Source organism: Burkholderia sola (assembly GCF_905400185.1).
Lineage (GTDB): Bacteria > Pseudomonadota > Gammaproteobacteria > Burkholderiales > Burkholderiaceae > Burkholderia > Burkholderia sola.
This window is the reverse complement of sequence record NZ_FR989677.1, coordinates 810,527-830,739: the sequence shown is the minus strand read 5'-3', so window position 1 is coordinate 830,739 and position 20,213 is coordinate 810,527. Positions and strand designations below refer to the sequence as shown.

Sequence of the window (20,213 nt, the reverse complement as noted above, 5' to 3'; positions counted from 1 at the left end):
GCGCGTGCCGCGCGTCGCGTCGGCTCGCGCGCCAACGAGAGGAGCGCAACCATGCCAGCCAAATCCCAGGCTCAGCAGCGCGCCGCCGGGGCCGCGCTGTCGGCCAAGCGCGGTGACACGAAAATGAAGGACCTGAAGCCGCCGTCGAAATCGATGGCCAAGTCGATGAGCGAGAAGGAGCTCGAGAAAATGGCTTCCACACCCACGCACGGCAAACCGAAACACAAGCACGATGCGTGATCGGCGCCGACGTTTAGTGACGACTGCAGTCATCCAGGAGGGTTCCATGCTTCGATACGCCATCATCTTCTTCGTCATCGCGATCATTGCCGCCGTGTTCGGCTTCGGCGGCATCGCGGCCGGTGCGGCCGAGATCGCGAAGATCCTGTTCTACATCTTCGTCGTGATCTTCCTGGTCACGTTGCTGCTGGGCGTCGTGCGACGATGAACGTGATGCCCGACCGGTCGCAGCGCGTCGCGGAACTCGAGCACGCGTTCGCGATCGGTTTTCCGTCGCAGTCGACCGTCGTCGTGCATGCGGACGACGCGTCCGGGCGGCTGACGATCCACGTGTCGTGGGTGCGCGTGCCGTCCGACGAGGACGCGCGCGAATGGCGCTGCACGGTCGACATGCGGTTCGACGCGGACGTGATCGAACGCTACGCGACGCTCGACACGGCCGACCGGCTGCGCGTGCGCACGCAGCTGTGCGACCGTGCGCGGCGCGCGGTGGACGAGCACAAGCCGCGCGTCGAGGACGCCGCGATCGAATGCAACGTCGCGCTCGACGTGACGGCCGCGGAATTCGACGCGGCGCTGCGCGCGCCCTGACGCCGCCACCGGCCCGCGGCCGTTCGCGGCACGCCGGGCCGGCTTTCCCTGCCGTTCGCACGCGCGCGCCGCGGCGCGGCGCCGTGCGGCAGCGGCTTCCTACCGAATTCCAAGAGGATACCTGACGATGACGACTCCCCCATCCGCCGGCAAGACGCCCCCGACGCAACCGCACGACAGCGCGAAGTCGCGTCAGCTCGACGAGCACCGTGCGCGGCCCGACGGCGAGGCGCTGCGGACCAACCAGGGCGTGCGGATCGCCGATAACCAGAACACGCTGCGCGGCGGCGCGCGCGGGCCGTCGCTGCTCGAAGACTTCATCATGCGCGAAAAGATCACGCATTTCGATCACGAGCGCATTCCGGAGCGGGTGGTGCATGCGCGCGGCTCGGCCGCGCATGGCGTGTTCCGCGTGTACGAACCGATGGCCGACTACACGAAGGCCGCGTTCCTGCAGGACCCGGCCGCCGAAACGCCGGTCTACGTGCGCTTCTCGACCGTGCAGGGGCCGCGCGGCTCGTCCGACACCGTGCGCGACGTGCGCGGCTTCGCGGTGAAGTTCTATACCGAGGAAGGCAACTACGACCTCGTCGGCAACAACATGCCGGTGTTCTTCATCCAGGACGCGATCAAGTTTCCCGACTTCGTGCATGCGGTGAAGCCCGAGGCGCCGAACGAGATGCCGACCGGCGCGTCCGCGCACGACACCTTTTGGGATTTCGTGTCGCTGGTGCCGGAAACGACGCACATGGTGCTGTGGCTGATGTCGGACCGTGCGCTGCCCGCGAGCTATCGCGCGATGGACGGCTTCGGCGTGCACACGTTCCGCTTCGTGAACGCGGCCGGCGTCGAGCGTTTCGTGAAATTCCACTGGAGGCCCGTGAGCGGCGCGTATTCGCTGCTGTGGGACGAGGCGCAGCGGATCGCCGGCCACGATCCGGATTTCAACCGGCGCGACCTGTGGACCGCGATCGAGCGCGGCGACTATCCGGCGTTCGAACTCGGCGTGCAGATGATCGACCCGGCCGATGCGGACAAATTCGACTTCGACCTGCTGGACCCGACCAAGCTCGTGCCGGAAGAGCTCGTGCCGGTGCGGCCGATCGGCCGGATGACGCTGAATCGCAACCCCGACAACTTTTTCGCGGAGACCGAGCAGGTCGCGTTTCACCCGGGCCACGTGGTGCCGGGGATCGATTTCACGAACGACCCGCTGCTGCAGGGGCGGCTGTTCTCGTACACGGACACGCAACTGAGCCGGCTCGGCGGTCCGAACTTCCACGAGATTCCGATCAACCGGCCGGTGTGCCCGTTCGCGAACAACCAGCGCGACGCGATGCATCGGCAGACGATCAACGTCGGGCAGGCGTCGTACGAGCCGAATTCGACGAGCGGCGGCTGGCCGCGCGAGACGCCGCCGGCGCCGTCCGGCGGCGGGTTCGAGACCGTGCCCGAGCCGCTCGAAGGCCACAAGGTGCGCGTGCGCAGCGAATCGTTTGCCGACCATTTCTCGCAGGCCGCGCTGTTCTACCAGAGCATGACCGACATCGAGCAGCGGCATATCCGCGACGCGTACTGCTTCGAGCTCGGCAAGGTGACGCAGCCGCACATTCGCGAGCGCGTGGTCAACGAGATCATCGCGCGCTTCGACGCGGGGCTCGCCGCGCAGGTCGCCGAACGGCTCGGACTGCCTGCGCCGCAGGCGGGCGCGACGCCGGTCGTCGCGCAGCGTTCGCCGGCGCTGAGCCTGATCGGCCGCGCGAAGCCCGGCATCCGCTCGCGCAAGATCGCGCTGATCGCGACGCCCGGCGTGAATCAGGTGCTGGTCGAGCAGGTGCGCGACGCGTTGCTCGCCGCGCACGCGGTGCCGACGATCGTCGCGCCGACGCTCGCGCCGATCGGCGGCATCGTGCCGGAGGCGACACTGGTCGGCATGCCGTCGGTGATGTTCGACGCGGTATTCGTGTGCGGCGGCGACGGCGATGGCCGCGATCTCGCGCATAGCGCCGAGGCCCGCCATTTCGTGCGCGAGGCGTTCAAGCACCTGAAGCCGATCGCGGCCGTCGGCTCGGGGCGGCAACTGCTCAGCGCCGCGCACCTGCCGGACCCGGCCGAGGGCGTGTGCGTCGGGCAGCCCGTCGATATGGACAAGGTCCTGAACACGCTGTCGGATCACCTCGGCCAGCATCGCGTCTGGGCGCGCGAACAGCAGGCGGCGGAGCTGCCGGCATAGGGCCGAAAGCGGCCAGAAGCGGCCGAAAGCGGCCAGAAGCGGCCGACAGCGGTTTGCGCCGTACCGCGCGCCTGCCTTCGGGCGGGCGCGCATTCGGCAAGGAGGAACACGCATGGCACCGCGGATGATATGGAAAGGCGCGATCAGCTTCGGGCTCGTGCACGTGCCCGTGCAGCTGTTTCCGGCGACGCGCACCGTGAAGCCGTCGTTCCGGATGCTCGACAAGCGCTCGATGGACCCGATCGGCTATCGGCAGATCAACAAGCGCACCGGCAAGGAAGTCACGCGCGAGGACATCGTGCGCGGCTACGAGTACGAGAAGGAGCGCTACGTCGTGCTCACCGACGACGAGATCCGCGCGGCGAATCCGGAATCGACGCAGACCGTCGACATCCTGACCTTCGTCGACGAGGACGCCGTGTCGTTCCTCTATCTCGACACGCCGTACTACCTGGTGCCGGACCGCAAGGGCGAGAAGGTCTATACGCTGCTGCGCGACGCGCTGAAGGACAGCGGCAAGATCGGCATCGCGCTCGTGGTGATGCGCGACCGCCAGCATCTGGGCGCGCTGATTCCGGTCGGGCCGATACTCGCGCTCGACACGCTGCGCTGGCAGGAAGAACTGCGGCCGCTCGACGAACTGTCGGTGCCGGCCGCCGACGCGAAGGGCGCGGGCGTCACCGCGCGCGAGCTCGGGATGGCGAAGAAGCTGATCGACGACATGTCCGGCACCTGGACGCCCGACGAATATCACGACACGTTTCGCGACGACATCCTCGAACTGGTCGAGCGCAAGGTGCGTGCGGGCAAGATCGAGGAGATCGAGGATCGGCCCGCGCAGACCGGCCGCGCGGCGAGCAACGTCGTCGATCTCACCGAGTTGCTGAAGCGCAGCCTGAAGGGCGGCGCCGGTGCGCGGGCGGCGGATCTGCGTGGAGCGCGCGACGAAGGGGAGGACGAGGCGTCATCGTCATCGTCGCGGGGCGGCGCGCGCCGCAAGCCGCCTTCGAAATCCGCATCGAAAGGCACGACGACGAAAACCGCGGCAACCCAAACCGCGGCGAAGAAGACCGCCGCGAAACGCGGCGCCGCGAGCGACCATGCGGCGAAGAAGACCGCCGCGCGCCGCAAGCACGCGGCGTGACGCCGATCACGCCGACTCCGATTTCGATTTCGACTCCGATTCCGACGAGGTGACGCGATGGCCGGCAAGCTCGATCCGTATCGCCGCAAGCGCCATTTCGGCGCAACGCCCGAGCCCGAAGGCGCGCACGGGAAGCGGCGCACGAAGGCCGATGCGAAGGGCGACACGAAAGCGGGCACGAAGCCGAAGGCGAAGCCTGCCGCGCGCGCAAGCCATCCGCTGCGCTTCGTGATCCAGGAGCACCACGCGCGCCGGCTGCACTACGACTTCCGGCTCGAACTCGACGGCACGCTGAAGTCGTGGGCCGTGCCGAAGGGGCCGAGCTTCGATCCGCAGGTGAAGCGGCTCGCGGTGCACGTCGAGGACCATCCGCTCGAATACGCGTCGTTCGAAGGCGAGATTCCGGCCGGGCATTACGGTGCGGGGTCGGTCGTCGTCTGGGACGAGGGCACGTGGACGCCGGACGGCGGCGTTGCGCGGGCACGCGAAGGCTATCGGGCCGGCAAGCTGTCGTTCCGGCTCGACGGCGAGAAGCTGCACGGCGGCTGGGCGCTCGTGCGCAGCGGGCGGCAGGAAGGGCGCCAGGAGCAGTGGCTGCTGATCAAGGAGCGCGACGACGACGCCCGCAGCGCCGATGAATTCGACGTCGTCGGCGAGCGGCCGGGGAGTGTGCACGCCGGCGCGTCGAACGGCGCGGCGCGCAAGCGCGCGGCTCGGCGCGGTCGATCGACGGGTGACGCCGGCGATGGACATGACGCGCGCCACGCCAGTGACGCCAGCCATGAAAGCCACGAAAGCCCCCGCCCCGCCGATCCGTCGCAGGTCGAAGGCGCGGTGCGTGCGCCGCTGCCGGAGCGCGTCGGCCCGCAACTCGCGACGCTGGTCGACGCGCCGCCGACCCACGGCGGCTGGTGCTACGAACTGAAGTTCGACGGCTATCGGATCCTCGCGCGCATCGCGGGGAAGGGCGCTCGCCGGCGCGTCACGCTGACGACGCGCGAAGGCCGCGACTGGACCGCGAAGCTGCGCGCGCAGCGCGACGCGCTCGCGGCGCTCGACGTCGACGACGCATGGCTCGACGGCGAGGCCGTCGTGCTCGGCGAGAACGGCTTGCCCGATTTCCAGGCGCTGCAGAACGCGTTCGGCGCGGACCGCTCGGACACGGTCACCTTCTTCGTATTCGATCTGCCTTATCTCGACGGATACGACCTGCGCGACGCGCCGCTCACCGCGCGTCGCGCGCTGCTCGAACCGCTGCTCGCGAGCAGCGACCCGGCGCGCGTGCGCTTTTCGCCCGATCTCGGCGAAGACGTCGCGTCGCTGATCGCGAGCGCGTGCGACACCGGCCTCGAAGGGCTGATCGGCAAGCGTGCGGAGTCGCGCTACCGCGCCGGCCGTTCGCCTGCGTGGATCAAGCTCAAATGCCGACGTCGGCAGGAGTTCGTGATCGGCGGCTTTACGGAGCCGTCCGGCAGCCGGCACGGCTTCGGCGCGCTGCTGCTCGGCGTGCACGAACCGGCGCCGGCCGGCAAACGGCGGCGCGGGCCGACGCCGCTGCGCTACGTCGGCCGCGTCGGCACCGGCTTCGACGCGCGGATGCTCGACCGTCTCGCCGCGATCCTGCGCAAGCACGAACGCGACACGATGCCGTTCGATGCGCCGCCGCGCGAACGCACGCGCACGCGCGTGCACTGGGTCGAGCCGACGCTCGTCGCCGAATGCGAATTCGCGGAATGGACCGGCGACGGGATCGTGCGACAGGCCGCGTTCATCGCGCTGCGCGACGACAAGCCGGCGGAGCAGATCGTCCGCGAAATGCCGAAACACACGGAAACGGAGGTGACGATGGATCAACGCCAGACCCCGCACGACGACACACGCAAGCGCGCATCGCCTGCCGCTCACGACACCGCCGATCGCAAGCGCCCGTCACGTTCTCGTGCAGCCGCCCGCGCCGAAGGCGACGCGTCCGGCCCCGACACGCTCGGCCGCGTGCGCATCACGCATCCCGAGCGCGTGCTCGACCCGCAAAGCGGCACGCGCAAGATCGATCTCGCGCGTTACTGGCAGTGGGTCGCGCCGTGGCTGCTCGCCGACCTGAAAGGCCGGCCCGTATCGCTCGTGCGCGCGCCGGGCGACATCGCCGGCGAGCTGTTCTTCCAGAAGCACGCGGAGCGCCGCGAGATCCCGTTCGTCACGCAGCACGAAGGGCTCGATCCCGGCCACGGGCCGCTGCTGTCGATCGACAGCGTCGATGCGCTGCTCGGCGCCGCGCAGATGGGCACGGTCGAGCTGCACACGTGGAACGCGCACGCGTCGAACATCGAGCGGCCGGACCGCATCGTGTTCGACCTCGATCCCGACCCGGCGCTGCCGTGGCGCACGATGATCGACGCCGCGCAACTCGTGCGCGGGCTGCTCGACGAACTGGGGCTCGTGTCGTTCTGCAAGACGAGCGGCGGCAAGGGGCTGCACGTCGTCGTGCCGCTCACGCGGCATGCGGGCTGGGACGACGTGAAGGACTTTTCGCGCGCGGTCGCGCAGCACGTCGCCGGCACGCTGCCCGACCGTTTCACCGCGACGATGGGGCCGCGCCACCGGCGCGGCAAGATCTTCGTCGACTATCTGCGCAACGGGCGCGGCGCGAGCACGATCGCCGCGTATTCGGTGCGGGCGCGGCCCGGCATGGGCGTGTCGGTGCCGCTCGACTGGGACGAGGTACCCGACACGACGGGCGGCGCGCAATGGACGATCGATACGCTGCACGAGCGGCTGGACACGCTGAAGCGCGACCCGTGGGAAGGCTATGCGAGGACGCGCCAGCGCATCACCGCGGCGATGCGGGCGCGGCTCGACGCCGGTGCGTGAAGCGTCAGCGCCGATGCTGCTGCAGCCGGTAATACCAGTTCATCAGCGGCGTCGCGGAGATCCCGTGCGCGACCACCGAAGCCGATACCACGGCCAGCACCGGCGCCGCGAGGGGGCGCACCACGTCGGACGGCCCGTGCTCGAGCGCGAACAGCAGGTAGTAGAACGAACCGATCCCGCGAATGCCGAACCACGCCATCAGCCGCCGCTGCGCATGCGTCGCGCGCGAGCCGGTGAGCGTGACCAGCACCGCGAGCGGACGCACGACGACGAACAGCGCGGCGGCCAGCGCGATGGCGCCCCACGTGAGCAGCGGGCCGGGCAACGTCGCGAGCACGCTGCCGATCATCGTCATCACGATCGCTTCGGCGATCCGTTCGAGCTCGATCGTGAAGCCGAGCACCGATTCGGCCATGAACGCATGCGCTTTGTCCGGATGCTTCTCGGTGGCGACCACGTCTTCCGAGTCGATCTGGCCGATCACTTCGCGCGGTGGCCGGTCGCCGCTCGCGCGATGCTCGACCCACCGCATCGCGACGCCGGCCGCGAACGTCGCAATGAAGCCGAACGTGTGCGCGAGCTGCGCGGCGCCGAACGACAGCACGATCAGCGCGAGCGCGAAGAAGCCTTCGAGGCCGAGCGCCTGGCCGTGGCGCGTGCGCAGCCACCCGATCGTCTTCGTCGTGACCCAGCCGAGCCCGCCGCCGATCGCGGCCGCACCGGCGATGCCCCACAGCGCGACGAGCGCGAACGTGCCGGACAGCGGCGGGATGCCGTGCGTGGCGCCCGGTGCGCCGCACAGCGCGAGCCCCGCGAGCGCGAACGGCAGCGCGATGCCGTCGTTCATCCCGCCTTCGCCGGACAACGCGAAGCGCACCAGGTCGCGATCGCCCGGATCGTGCACCTGCACGTCGTGCGCGAGCACCGGGTCGGTCGGCGCGAGGATCGCCGCGAGCAGCAGCGCGGGGCCCCAACCGAGGGCCAGCGCGAGCACCGCGCATGCGGCGAGCAGCGGCACGGTGACGATCATCGCGAGCAGCCCGAGACGGCACGGCACGAGCCACAGCTTGTCGGACAGCGGCACGCGCAGCCGCAGCCCGATCGCGAACAGCGACACCAGCAGCGCGACTTCGACGATCTCGCGCAGCAGTGGCCCGTCGCGTTCGAGGTCGAGATGCAGCAGGCCGGCGCCGGCCGGGCCGAGCGCGACGCCGAGCACCAGGTAAATCATGGCCGAGCTGCATGGCAGGTGGCGCAGCGCCGACGTCACGACGCCCATGCCGAGCAGCACGGCGCCGATGATCAGGTACCAGAGGGTTTCGTGCATGCGTGTGAATCGCAGGGAGGGAGACGGGCGGCGCGCCAGCCGTCACGGCTTGCGGCCGAAGGCTTCGCGCAGTTTCCGCTTCGCGCGTTCGAGCGTCGTACGGCGCGTCTTCGGCAGGTTGCGGCCCGCGCGGTTCACGTAGAAGTTCAGCATCGACATCGCCGACTGGAACGGCGACGCCTTGCGGCGACGGCTGTGCTCGGCCGAGTGCTTCAGCGACGCCGCGATCGCGGCCGGATCGTCGGATTTGAAGATGTCGGGCTCGATGTCGAGCGCATCGCTTTTTTGCGTGACTTCGCCGGACCAGCGCTTGCGGTGGGCCGGGTCGGCGCTGCGCGCGCGGCCCGGGCGACGCGTGTGGCGCTTGCCGTGCGCATGGGAAGCAGAGGCGGAAGCGGAAGGCATCAGGCAGGGGCTCCGTATGAGATGACAGAAAGGTCGTGTGGACAGAGGCGCCGCAAATCCCGTGCCGCGGCGCGAGCGCGGCCAGTGACGGCATGGGCCTTGCTGAGACGTCGGAGCAGGAATTTTCATCACGCGATCACCCATAGGGAGAAAACGCCATGAAATCAGCATTCGAATCGAAGTTTGTCGCACGGCGCGTGCTGGCCGGCGCGGCCGTCGCGATCGTCGCGGCGGCGCCGCCCGCGTGGGCGCAGAATTCGCAGCGCTCGGACGAGGGCACTGGCGCGCCGAATCCGTCGATGGACATGTCGACGCCGAGCGCCAACGGCAATACGGCCGCGCCGCCTCCGCCGGCGGGTACGCAACGGCATGGCGCGAAGCACGGGATGCGTTCGCATAGCGGGGCGGCCGGCCATGTGAAGCCGGGCGGCGGCCCGAACGGCGCGGGCCAGGGCGGTAGCGGCGCCGCGGGCGGCGGTGTCGGCGGCGGCTCTGGCGGCGCCGGCGGGTCGGGCGGTATGGGCGGCTCGGGTGGAACGAGCGGCACGGGCGCCGGCAACGGCGGTTCGGCCGGCTCGACGGGCACGGGCGGCGGCGGGGCCGGCGGCACGGGCGGCGGGTCCAGCGGTTATTGACGGTGTCGTGCCGGCGCGGCCGGCACGGCGCGATGGCGGCGCGGTTTCCCGGGACGGGCGCACCGCCACCACGCAGGAGGACATCATGCAATCGAATTCCCGGATTTTCCTGGAGCACGACGAGATCGACGGCGAGGCAAGCGACATGGACGATCTCGACACGACGGTCCACGTGGACGTCGAAACGGGCAGGGTCATGTTCCACGCAGCGTGGGCGAACGCCGTCGAGGCGCCGCCCGAGGCGGCCCGGCATTCGGTCGTGCTCGCGCTCGAATGCTCGACGATGGAACGCTACGCGGATCTCGACGAAGGCGCGCGGATGCGCGTGCACGCGATGCTGCACGACGCCGTGCAGCAGACGCTCGAGCAATTGCCCGATACCGGCGAAAACCTGACGCTGACGGTGGAACTGACCGACGCGATGCTCGACGCCGCCCGTCATCTGCAGTAATCGCATCGGATCGACGTGCGGCGTCGCCGCGGCGTTGCGTTACATCCCGTTGAAATCTTTGCAGCCGGGCGCGGCGACGTACAGCGGCCGATCCCGCCCGTTCGCGGGTGGCCGCCATCGATGGCGGGTCGTTCCCCTTTGTGCCGCGCTACGCACGGCGTGACGACGCACATGGGCAGCGGCTTCCGCGGCCGGAACGGCGATTGCTGCGCGACAGGCAACGGCACGACATGTGCCGACCTATCTCTATCCCCATCCCATCCACGGAGGCATTCATGAGCGGCAGGCTGGATCATTGCAAGGTAGCGATTCTGGCGGTCGACGGCTTCGAGGAAGCCGAGCTCGTCGAACCGCAGCGCGCGCTTGCGGCCGAAGGCGCGCAGGTTGACGTGATTTCGCAGCAGCGCGGCGAGATCCAGGGTTTCCGGCACGTCGACAAGGGCGAGCGCGTGAAGGTCGACCGCACGTTCGACGATGCGCGCGAAGGCGACTACGACGCGGTCGTGCTGCCGGGCGGCGTCATCAACGGCGATGCGATCCGGATGGTGCCGGCCGCGCGCGAATTCGTGACGGCGGCCGTCGGCGCCGGCAAGCCGATCGCCGCGATCTGCCACGGCGGCTGGCTGCTGGTATCGGCCGGGCTCGTCGAAGGCAAGACGATGACGAGCTGGCCGAGCCTGCAGGACGACATCCGTCACGCGGGCGGCAAGTGGGTGGACGAGGAAGTCGTGCGCGACGGCAACCTGATCACGAGCCGCAAGCCGGCCGATCTGCCCGCGTTCAACGGCGCGCTGATCGAGCGCCTCGCGTCGCGGAGGGCCTGAGCCGATGCCGGCCGATTCCCCACGCCGCGTGACGCTGACCGACGAACCGCCCACGTTCGACGGCGCGGCGCTGCAGTTGCGCTTCGTCGTCGACGTCGACGGGGTGCCGCACGCCTGCGCGATTACCGTCGAGGCGCTGGAAGATCATTTCGGCGCGCGCTCCGCGCTGGAGGCCGATTTGCGCGACGCGTTCGAGCGCGGTCGTGCGCGTATCGAAGCCGCGTGCGCGGACGTGCTGGCGAGCGGCAACCACGACGTGGTGCTGCACAGCGGGTATTTCCGTGCGCCGGCCGGGCGTGCGCGGGCTGGGTTGTTTGGCCCGCGGGGGTCGTGAGCGGCGGCGCAGTCCCCAGGTGTTGCGCCCGCTTTTACGCCGTCCGCGTGCGGCCCGCCGCCCTTACATGCCGTTGAAAACTTTGCAGCGGCTCGAACGCGCCGTGCGGTGCCGCATCGCGCGGCGCGCGCATCGCACGGCCACCACTCGAATAACACCGATTGGCACGTTCCCTGCATGCCCGTAACGTCGCCGACGCACGATTCGCGCCGCTGCCGATGCGACGCCGGTGTCGCGTCGCGCATCGCCGCCAACGGGGAAACGAGCATGCTGACCGCACACGAATTTGCCGCGCTGTTCCTGGCGCATCACGCGCCGGAACAGATCCAGATCGACCGCGACGACATCGTCGCGCTCGTCGAACGACACCTGATCGTGATGGAGCGCGACGCTGCGTCCGGCCAACACCGGCCCGCGCTGACTGCCGACGGCCTGTCGGTCCTGCGCTGCGTGCAGCGGCAGGACGGGGCCCGGTTCGACGCCACGGAAGCGTGACGCACCGGGCCGCGCGCGGCGCTCACCGCGCGATCGCGACGGGCGCATTGACCTGCACGACCGGCGGCTGGCCTTCGAACGGCGGCGCGTACAGGAAGCGGTCGATCACGCCGGCCTCGAACAGCAGACAGTAGGTCGAGCCGCCGAACTGGAAATAGCCGATCTCGTCGCCCTTGTCGACGCGCTGCCCCGGCATGACCTCGATCACGCACGACGACACGTCGCCCATCCCGACGAACACGGCAGCCACCGTGCCGATGCCGGGATCGTCGCTCGAGATCGCGACCACCGCGCGCGCGGCGACCGCCGTCATGTAGCCCTGCGAGTCGTTGAGCCCGGCCGGGTCCGGGCCTTCGGCTTCGGCGACCGAGTAATAGGCGCCGTCCACCCGATACGCGTGGGTGACTACCCCGCGCACCGGCGCATGCCAGCGATGGTAGTTGTACGCGCTGAGGTAGGCCTGGTAGACGTCGCCGCCGACGAAGCGCTCGGCGAGCGACAGCCACGCGGGCGTGAAGAGGTCGCGCAGCGAGTACGGCTGCGACTTGATCCAGAACGTGTCGCGCAGCTTCACGTTCGTTTCGGTGTGATACGGCGACGCTTCGCACGCGCTGACGATCACGTGCGGATCGTCGGGCGCCGCGACGGGCCGCGCGCCGTCGCGAAAGCGCCGCGTGAAGAAGTCGTTCCACGAATCGAAGCCCCAGTGCGGCTGGTCTTCGCGATACTGGAACTGCGACAGCCCGAGGCGCTTGCGCGCTTCGTCGCAGAACCAGCCGTCGGGCGGCGACGTGTCGAGATGCGCGCGCGAATGCGGGCCGCCGAGGAAGTCGCACCACGCATTCAATACGCGCTTCAACTGCGCATTGACCGACGCGTCGCGAAACACCGCGTGACCCGACGGCATGCACATCGGCCAGTCGAGGAATGCGTTCAGCGGGCACACGATCAGGCTTTCCTCGCTGAACGGCGGCGTGTAGGTCATCAGATGGTCGAGCACCGTCATCAGCTCGCCGATCGATGCGTAGCCGAGCCGGTATCCCGCTTCGAGCGCTTCGTCGATCGCGCGCGTCAGGCTCATGCGCAGCACCGCGTTGTCGTCGAACAGCCGCGCGAGTTCCTGGACGGCCGGCGTGCGCAGCCGGTCGCCGGCATGCGCGCGCGCTTCGTTCGCCATTTTTTCGCGGAATGCGGCCATGTGCGATTCCTCGGTGGCCATCCATCCGCCGAGGCGGCGGCGTGTGGCGGGCGGCGCGTTGCGATTCGTCATCGTCACCTCCGTAATGGTTAGGGGGCGAAGCGATGGAGCAAGACGCTTGCCCGGCGCGCGGCACCGAAATTGCTGCGTTCGGGCGACCGGTTTTTTCGATGACTCAGGAGAGAAAAATGGATACGGCTTCGAACGCACGACAGACGAACGATGCGGGATCGACGGACGAGCGTCGCCGCGACGGCCAGCGGACCGTGACGCCGACGCGGGTGCGCGCACGACCGCATGCGGCGGCCCCGCGCGACGGTGCGCGGCGCGGTGAGCGCGGTGGCGGTCGTGCAAGCGGAAATGGGCCCGTGACGCCGAGCCGTGGAGCGGAGGCGGGGAAACCGCTGTGGGAAGACGATAGCGGCGAGATGCCGCCGGAAGAGTGGTCGTGAGGTTGCCGACGCCCGTCGTTGACTGCACAAAGACGCTTACGATCGGGCGTTTCGGTTGAAATTCGATGACGTGTGTGCAAAATCGATTATTTACGGCACGTTTTGCACAAAATCGATTTCGGTGACTCACGGGGCTGGCACGAACCGGGCGTCGGCTTCAACCACCATTCCGCCCCGCGACCAGCACCGCCACAGGCAACTCGGCCAGACAGCGATCGAGCGCCAGTACCCCTTCCGGCGCATCGAGCGCGTCCCCCGCATTCAACCCGTCGACCCACGGCCCTTCGACGGCGCACGGCAGCACGACCGCCGTATCGCCCCATTGCGCAGGCTCCACCCGCGGCAACGCAGGCGCTTCGCCGAGCAACCGGCACGCGAGCCGAGTCGCGATCACCACCACGGTCGCCGCGTCATCGCAGCGCGCGAACGCCACCGCGTGCCGCGCGAGCGTGCCACGCACCCGCAACGGAACGTATGCGCCGTCCGCAAATGTCGTCGGCCATCGCGCACGCAGCGCCAGCATCCGCTCGATCAGCGCACGCTTCACGCGCGCATCGGGCCATGTCGATAGATACGACGCAACCGGCCCGTCGACCGCTTCGGTCGCCAGCGTCGCGAACGGCACGTCGCGCCGGTTATCCGGATCGACGAGCGAGTGATCCCATGACTCGCTACCTTGATAGAGATCGGGTACGCCGGGCGACGCGATTCGCAGCGCCGTTTGCGTCAGGCTGTTGACGACGCCGGCCGGCGCGATCCGTGCGACGAACGCATGCAGCCGATGCGCAAAATCGCCCGCGCCGCGCGGCGTCAGGATCGCGCGGACGAACGCTTCGCAGCTTTGCTCGTAGTCCGGCTCGGGCGCGAGCCAGTCGGTGTACTGCTTCGCTTCGCGCAGCGCCTTCGTCTGCCATTGCACGACGCGCGTCGCGAGCGCGTCGAGGCCGGCCGCGTCGTCGGGGGCGAGCGCAGGCGGCCAGCAGCCGACGAGCGTCTGGACCAGCATCGCCTCGGCGGCCGGCCCGGGCGTCCACGCGAGGTCGCGGTGCGCGCCGCCGCGATGCGGCTGATTCAGCGCCGACCAGTCGAGCGACACCGCGCGCCACGCATCGGGCACCTCGCTCAGCACCGCGAGCCGCGCCCGCGCGTCCTCGCCGCGCTTGTGATCGTGCGTGGCCGTCGCGACGAGCCCGTGCGGCGCGGTGCGCGCGCGGCGCCGGTTGCGTGCATGGAACGCGCCGCGCGACAGGCTGAAGTCGCCGGCATCGGCGCCGACCTCGTTGCGCGACAGCAGCCGGCCGTAGCGATAGTTGGCCGTATCCTCGACGCCCTTCGCGGCCAGCGGCGCGGTGAGCTGCGCGAACGCGACACGCGCGGCGACCAGCGCTTCGGCGTCCACGCGCGGCACGCGCACGACCGGCAAGCCGAACCACGCGGCGACACGCTCGAGCGCGAAGCGGTCGGTCGGATCGACCGTCGCGCAAGCACCGTCGTACGCGTGCGCGAGCACGCGGCGGTCGACGTCGGCCGGTTCGGCGCCCCGCGCCGGATACATCCGGTACACGGGCAGCCGTATCGCGAGTTCGCCGAGCACGCGCCGGATCGCGATCAGGCTGATGTCGCGCGTCGCGGGCGACGCCCGCGCAATCCCGTGCAGCAGCCGCGCGACGCGCGCATGCTCGCCGGCGAGCTGGCGCATCAGCACGCGCCGCTTGCCGTCGAGCGCTTCCTGCGCGAACGTGCGCGCGGAACCCGATACGGCCGCCCAGTGCGCGGCGAGCGGTTCGGCGCCGGCCGGGTCGTGCAGCAGCGCGCCAACGTCGTTCATGAAGTCGTAGCCGGTGGTGCCGTCGACGGCCCAGTCGGTGCGCAGTGCTTCGCGGGGCGCGAGGATCTTCTCGACGACGATATAGGGCCGCGCGTCGCGCTGCGCGGCGAGCCGTGCGTGCAGCCGACGGCAATACGCGCGCGGATCGGCGAGGCCGTCGACGTGATCGACGCGCACGCCGTCGACGAGCCCGGCCGCATGCAGGCGCAGCGGCAGCGCATGCACGGCGTCGAATACCGCCTCGTCTTCGACGCGCACGGCCGCGAGCGTCGCGATGTCGAAGAAGCGCCGCCAGTTCAGCTCGTCGGCGGCCGTGCGCCACCACGCGAGCCGGTAGTGCTGGCGTTCGAGCAAGTGATGCAGGCACGCGCGCGAGCGTGCGCGGCGCGGATCGGCGCCGCGCAATACCGCATCGAGCGCATGCGGGCCGTGCGCGGCCGCATGGTCGCGCAGCGCCGCATGGGCGGCGGCCAGCCGCGCGCTGTCGCGGATCGGCGCGACGTCGAAGCGCTCGGCGAGCGCGTTCAGGTCCGCGCGATTCGCGATGCGCAGGATCTCCGCGTAGGTGGCGGCGGCGACCGGCAGCCGCCGCCCCGGGCATGCGATATAGAAGCGGCCCGCGGCCGGATCGGCGCGCAGCGTGATGTCGCCGGCCGCGAGCGCGTCGCCGTACGGCGCGCCGAGGCACGGCAACAGCACCTTGCCGTCGAGCGCCGGGTCGGGCGGATGCCAGTCGATGTCGAAATAGCGCGCGTACGGGCTCGCCGACCCCCATTCGAGCACGTCGTTCCACCAGCCGTTCGACGATCCGCCGACGCCCATGTGGTTCGGCACGATATCGATGATGATGCCGAGGCCGCGTGCGCGCAGCGCGTCGACGAGCCGCATGAAACCGGCTTCGCCGCCGCGTTCCGCGCTGAGCGCGCCGTGGTCGACGGTGTCGTAGCCGTGCAGCGAGCCGGGCTCGGCCGTCGACACCGGCGACAGGTACAGGTGGCTGACGCCGAGCCGCGCGAAGTAGTCGGCGTGCGCGGCCGCGTCGTCGAACGTGAAGCCCGCATGCAGCTGCAGTCGCAGCGTCGCGCGTGGGGTCATGGGCCGTGCCTCCGCGCGCGGCGCGCCTGCACGACCGCGGCGATGCGCGTGCGTACGTCGGCGTCGAACAGCGTGTCGATCGGGCGCGGCAGCCGCTGCCGCCAGTTCGGATGGCCGCACGGCGGCCCCGGCAGGTTCGGCTGCGCGTCGAGCGCGAGCAGATCCTCGAGCGGCAGCAGCGCGAGCGGCGACGGGCTGCTCGTGACGTAGGCCAGGATCGCGTTCAACGGCGGCATGTCGGCCGGCGGCACCGCGGCGCCGGCCGGCGCGCAGCCGGCGTGCTGCAGCGCGTGCCACAGCGCCGCGCGCTCGGTCGCGCGTTCCGCATGCGCGGCGAGCAGGTCGGGCGGCGGCGGGGGCGTCGCGCGATTCGAATCGGGGCGCTGCACGGTATCGTGTCCGAACGCCATGCTTTGCACGATCTCGTCCGAATCGTGCGCGCTCGCATCGTCCGGCGCCGGAGCGGCGACGTCTCGCGATTGCGCTTCGTCGCGTCGCTTAGCGGCCTCGGCGTCGGCCGCGACGCGCCGCCACCCGAGATCGACGCCGCGCCACCAGCCGGCCACGGTCGGCAAATCGTGCGTCGACGTCATCGCGATCGCGTCGCGATCCCACGCGGACGGCGGCCGGAACGCGCCGTGCGCGTCGCGCTCGAACCACAGCACGCGCATGCCCGCGACACCCTGCGCGCCGAGCCGTTCGCGCAACCCGGCCGGCACGGTGCCCAGATCCTCGCCGATCGCGATCGCGCGATGACGCGCCGCTTCCAGCGCGACAAGCCGCACCAGATCGTCGAGCGGATAGCGCAGGTACGCGCCGCTGCGCGGCGGGCCGCCGTCCGGCACGATCCACATCCGCGCGAAGCCGAGCACGTGATCGATGCGGATGCCCCCCGCGTGCGCGAACGCCGCGCGCAGCAGTTCGATGAACGGCATGAAGCCGTCCGCGCGCAGCGCGTCGGGCGTCCACGTCGTCACGCCCCACGCCTGGCCGGCCGCATTGAACAGGTCGGGCGGCGCGCCGAGCGACACGCCGCGCAGCAGCGTCGTGCCGTGCGCCCACGCGTCGCTGCCGGCCCGATCGGAGCCGACCGCGAGATCGGCGATCAGACCGGTCGCCATCCCCGCGCCGCGCGCCGCGTGCTGCGCGTCGCCGAGCGCGCGCGACGCGCACCATTGCAGGAACGTGTGGAACGCGATCGTGTCGGTATGCGCGTGCGCGAACGCGTCGACTTCCGCCGATCCCGGCATGCGCCATTGCGCGGGCCACTGCCGCCAGTCCGCGCCGATCCCGTGCTCGATGCAGAATGCCTGCAGCGCATCGAAGCGCGCATGCGCGTCGAGCGCCGCGCCGCCCGCCGCACGAAAACGCTGGAACGTATCGCGCGACGGGTCGTCGCTCGCGCGCCATGCGTCGAAGCACGCACGCAGACGGCGCAGCTTCGCCGGCAGCACGCGCGGCCAGTCGATCAGCGCGGCATCGGCCGGGCCGTCGGGTGCCCGACGCGCGACATCGGCGCCCGGCACCGCATCGCAGTCGAGATACGCGACGTTGTGCCAGCGTCGCGACGACGGCGAATACGGGCTGTCGTGCGCGGGGAGCGCCGGATAGCCGGCGTGTGTCGGGCTGATCGCCACCGCCTGCGCGCCGTGGCGCGCGGCCTGTGCGGCAAGTCGCGCGAGCGCCGTGTAGTCGCCCGCGCCGTCGTCGCCGGTGCGGCGCAGGCTGTAGAGCTGCGCGGCAATGCCCCAGCGGCGGCCCGCGTCGTGGGCGCGGGCGAACGCGTCGAACGGCCGCGCCCGCGGCGGCGCGATCGCGAGCCCGATACGCTGCTCGCCGATGTCGAGCGCGTGATAGCCGGGCATCGCGAGCGGCGGCAGCGTGCCGGGTTCGCCCGTGCCGCCCACGCGGCCATCCACGTGCCCGCCGGTTTCGAGCGAGATCCGGAAGCGCGCGCCCGGCGCCGCGACGGTCGCGGGCAGCGTCACCGGCAGGCCGGCGTCACCGGTCACGACGCGCGGCGGCGCCGCGTTCGCATCGGCGAGCGCCGCCGCGCTGTCGACCCGCTGGATCGCGGTGCCGCACGGCCAGCCGAGCGCATCGACGAGCGCGACGAGCGCATCGTCGTCCACGCGTCGCGCGACGCCGCCCGAGTCGGTCCAGTCGGGTTCCAGGCCGGCCGCCCGGGCGAGCGCCGCGATCGGGACGTCGGTCGTCATGAAGGGCTCCGTCCGTTCGCGCGGTGCTGCCGCGCATCGTGGTTGACCGCGCCGTCGCGCCACGCGATGCACGCGCGCGGCGGCACGTGCCCGCCGGGCAGCCGGTCGCGCGCACGCGGCGGCGTCTCGAACACGATCTTGCCGACCGGCAGCGCGGGCAGCGTCGCGTCGTGCGAGCCGAGATTCAGCGCGATCGTCAGCGTGCTGCCGTCGCCGAGGCGCCAGCGCGCGACCAGCGCGGGCGGGTCGCCGTCGCCCGCGAGCAGGTCGACGCCGAGCGCGCGCGCATCGGCCAGGTGCGGCGTCACGAGCGCCGCGCGCACGGCCAGCGCGCTGCGGTAGAAGCGCCGCCACGCGGCCGCGTCGGGCCACGACTCGTCGGGCGGATGGTGCGACGACGAGCGCACGAACGTCGCGATGTCGTTCGGGTCGGGAATCGCGTCGCGATGCGCGGCGTCGGCGAATGCGGGAAACGCGGCGAATTCGCGGCGCCGCCCTTCGCGCACCGCGTCGGCGAGCGCGCCGCGATAGTCGGTGAAGAACTGGAACGGCTGCGTGCTGCCGTCTTCCTCGCCCATGAACAGCAGCGGAATCGATGGCGCGAGCAGCATCAGCGCGGTGGCCGCGCGCACCGCGTCGTCGTTCGCGAGCGCGCGCAGCCGTTCGCCGAACGCGCGGTTGCCGATCTGGTCGTGGTTCTGCAGGAACGCGACGAACGCGGTCGGCGGCAGGTGCGCGCTCGGCTCGCCGCGCGCGGCGCCGTCGTGCAGCGGCGACGGTTCGCCCTGATACGCGAAGCCTTCGCCGAGCGTGCGCGCGAAATGACGCAGCGGCGCATCCGCGTATGCGCGGTAGTAACCGTCGCGCTCGCCGGTCAGCAGCACGTGCGCGCTGTTGTGGAAGTCGTCGTTCCATTGCGCGTCGAAGCCGCCGGGGCCGAGCAGGCTCGCGGTATTGCGCTCGTTCTCCAGCACGAGATGCACGTGGCGCGCGTCGCCCGCGTAGGCGCGCACGCGGCGCGCGAGTTCGCGCAGCCACGCGTCGTCGTCGATCGCGTGCGCGGCATCGATGCGCAGCCCGTCGAAACGGTATTCGTCGAGCCAGTACAGCGCGTTGTCGATGAAGAACGCGCTCGTCTGCGGGCGGGAGAAGTCGATCGCCGGCCCCCACGCGGTCTGCCGGTCCGCGCGGAAGAAGTCGGGCGCGTAGCGCGGCAGCAGGTTGCCTTCGGGGCCGAAGTGGTTGTACACGACGTCGAGGAACACTTGCAGCCCGAGCCCGTGCGCGGTGTCGACCAGCGATTTCAGTTCCTCGGGCCGCCCGTACGACGCGTCGGGCGCGAACGGCAGCACGCCGTCGTAGCCCCAGTTGCGCGCGCCGGGGAACGCATTGACGGGCATCAGCTCGACCGCGGTCACGCCGAGTTCGGCGATCGCCGGCAGCCGCCGTTCGACGGCCGCGTAGCCGCCGCATGCGCCGACGTGCAGCTCGTAGAGCACCGTCTCGCGCCACGGACGGCCGCGCCACGCGTCGTGACGCCAGCGGTACGCGGCCGGATCGACGACCTGGCTCGGGCCCAGCACGTCATACGGCTGGAAGCGCGACGCGGGATCGGCCACCGCGAGCGCGTCGTCGAGCAGGTAGCGGTACAGCGTGCCTGGGCCGCACGGCGCGATCGTCTCGAACCAGCCGTCGCCGGCCGGCGCCATCGGGAGCGCGCGGCCGCCCGCGTCCTGCAGTTCGACGGCGGCCGTGCGGCTCGCGGGCGCCCACAGCCGGAAGCGCGTGCGGTCCGCATCGAGGCAGGTCGCGCCGAACGACGACGCGTATGCGTGCGTGCCGGGCGAATGGGCGGAACGGGACGTCATGGCGGC

At 70.9% G+C, this 20,213-nt stretch carries 17 protein-coding genes; 11 read left to right on the top strand and 6 right to left on the bottom strand.

Annotated features, from left to right (window positions below):
* Nucleotides 1-51: 51 nt before the first annotated feature.
* The 6 genes from KR541_RS33800 (at nt 52) to ligD (ending at nt 7,076) form a co-directional block, all read left to right on the top strand.
* Nucleotides 52-240: a DUF3008 family protein gene (locus KR541_RS33800; protein ID WP_006498333.1), complete on the top strand. Its 189-nt coding sequence runs from the start codon at nt 52-54 to the stop codon at nt 238-240.
* A 46-nt stretch (nt 241-286) separates the two neighbouring features.
* Nucleotides 287-448 (top strand): DUF1328 family protein, encoded by a 162-nt coding sequence (locus KR541_RS33795; protein ID WP_006498332.1) that lies wholly within the window; start codon nt 287-289, stop codon nt 446-448.
* Entirely contained in the window at nt 445-831 is a 387-nt protein-coding gene (locus KR541_RS33790) for a DUF3022 domain-containing protein (RefSeq protein WP_124555902.1), read from the top strand. Before KR541_RS33795 ends, KR541_RS33790 begins: the two co-directional genes overlap by 4 nt.
* 127 nt (nt 832-958) lie before the next feature.
* Complete coding sequence (gene katE / locus KR541_RS33785) at nt 959-3,064, top strand: catalase HPII (protein ID WP_089490341.1); 2,106 nt, start codon at nt 959-961, stop codon at nt 3,062-3,064.
* Between the two features lie 112 nt (nt 3,065-3,176).
* Nucleotides 3,177-4,208, top strand: coding sequence for a non-homologous end joining protein Ku (gene ku, locus KR541_RS33780; RefSeq protein ID WP_089490342.1), 1,032 nt, complete (start codon nt 3,177-3,179; stop codon nt 4,206-4,208).
* Between the two features lie 57 nt (nt 4,209-4,265).
* Complete coding sequence (ligD, locus tag KR541_RS33775; RefSeq protein ID WP_216090135.1) at nt 4,266-7,076, top strand: DNA ligase D; 2,811 nt, start codon at nt 4,266-4,268, stop codon at nt 7,074-7,076.
* A gap of 4 nt (nt 7,077-7,080) precedes the next feature.
* On the opposite strand, the gene KR541_RS33770 is transcribed toward ligD, so the two are convergent.
* Both KR541_RS33770 and KR541_RS33765 read right to left on the bottom strand, forming a co-directional pair.
* Nucleotides 7,081-8,403: a cation:proton antiporter gene (locus KR541_RS33770; protein ID WP_089490344.1), complete on the bottom strand. Its 1,323-nt coding sequence runs from the start codon at nt 8,401-8,403 to the stop codon at nt 7,081-7,083.
* Nucleotides 8,404-8,445: 42 nt separating this feature from the next.
* Nucleotides 8,446-8,808, bottom strand: a complete 363-nt coding sequence (locus KR541_RS33765; protein ID WP_050013976.1) for a DUF3175 domain-containing protein — start codon at nt 8,806-8,808, stop codon at nt 8,446-8,448.
* 158 nt (nt 8,809-8,966) lie between these two features.
* On the opposite strand from KR541_RS33765, the gene KR541_RS33760 reads away from it, so the two are divergent.
* The 5 genes from KR541_RS33760 (at nt 8,967) to KR541_RS33740 (ending at nt 11,547) form a co-directional block, all read left to right on the top strand.
* Nucleotides 8,967-9,443: a hypothetical protein gene (locus KR541_RS33760; RefSeq protein WP_050013975.1), complete on the top strand. Its 477-nt coding sequence runs from the start codon at nt 8,967-8,969 to the stop codon at nt 9,441-9,443.
* Between the two features lie 85 nt (nt 9,444-9,528).
* A complete protein-coding gene (locus tag KR541_RS33755; protein ID WP_050013974.1) occupies nt 9,529-9,894 on the top strand; it encodes a DUF3022 domain-containing protein in 366 nt (121 codons plus the stop codon).
* A 275-nt stretch (nt 9,895-10,169) separates the two neighbouring features.
* Complete coding sequence (locus KR541_RS33750) at nt 10,170-10,718, top strand: type 1 glutamine amidotransferase domain-containing protein (protein ID WP_050013973.1); 549 nt, start codon at nt 10,170-10,172, stop codon at nt 10,716-10,718.
* A gap of 4 nt (nt 10,719-10,722) precedes the next feature.
* Nucleotides 10,723-11,052, top strand: coding sequence for a DUF1488 family protein (locus tag KR541_RS33745; protein WP_050013972.1), 330 nt, complete (start codon nt 10,723-10,725; stop codon nt 11,050-11,052).
* A gap of 267 nt (nt 11,053-11,319) precedes the next feature.
* Nucleotides 11,320-11,547, top strand: a complete 228-nt coding sequence (locus tag KR541_RS33740) for a hypothetical protein (protein WP_089490474.1) — start codon at nt 11,320-11,322, stop codon at nt 11,545-11,547.
* Nucleotides 11,548-11,569: 22 nt separating this feature from the next.
* Here the strand turns inward: KR541_RS33740 and KR541_RS33735 are convergent, their stop codons facing one another.
* From KR541_RS33735 to treZ, 4 genes are all read right to left on the bottom strand, one after another.
* On the bottom strand, nt 11,570-12,817 hold the full coding sequence (locus KR541_RS33735) for a phosphatidylserine decarboxylase family protein (RefSeq protein WP_176016201.1): 1,248 nt from the start codon (nt 12,815-12,817) through the stop codon (nt 11,570-11,572).
* Nucleotides 12,818-13,354: 537 nt separating this feature from the next.
* Nucleotides 13,355-16,120, bottom strand: a complete 2,766-nt coding sequence (treY, locus tag KR541_RS33730; RefSeq protein WP_216090134.1) for a malto-oligosyltrehalose synthase — start codon at nt 16,118-16,120, stop codon at nt 13,355-13,357.
* Nucleotides 16,117-18,339 (bottom strand): 4-alpha-glucanotransferase, encoded by a 2,223-nt coding sequence (gene malQ, locus KR541_RS33725; RefSeq protein WP_216090133.1) that lies wholly within the window; start codon nt 18,337-18,339, stop codon nt 16,117-16,119. The genes treY and malQ overlap by 4 nt, the downstream gene beginning before the upstream one ends.
* Nucleotides 18,336-20,207, bottom strand: a complete 1,872-nt coding sequence (treZ, locus tag KR541_RS33720; protein ID WP_050013968.1) for a malto-oligosyltrehalose trehalohydrolase — start codon at nt 20,205-20,207, stop codon at nt 18,336-18,338. The genes malQ and treZ overlap by 4 nt, the downstream gene beginning before the upstream one ends.
* Nucleotides 20,208-20,213 lie beyond the last annotated feature (6 nt).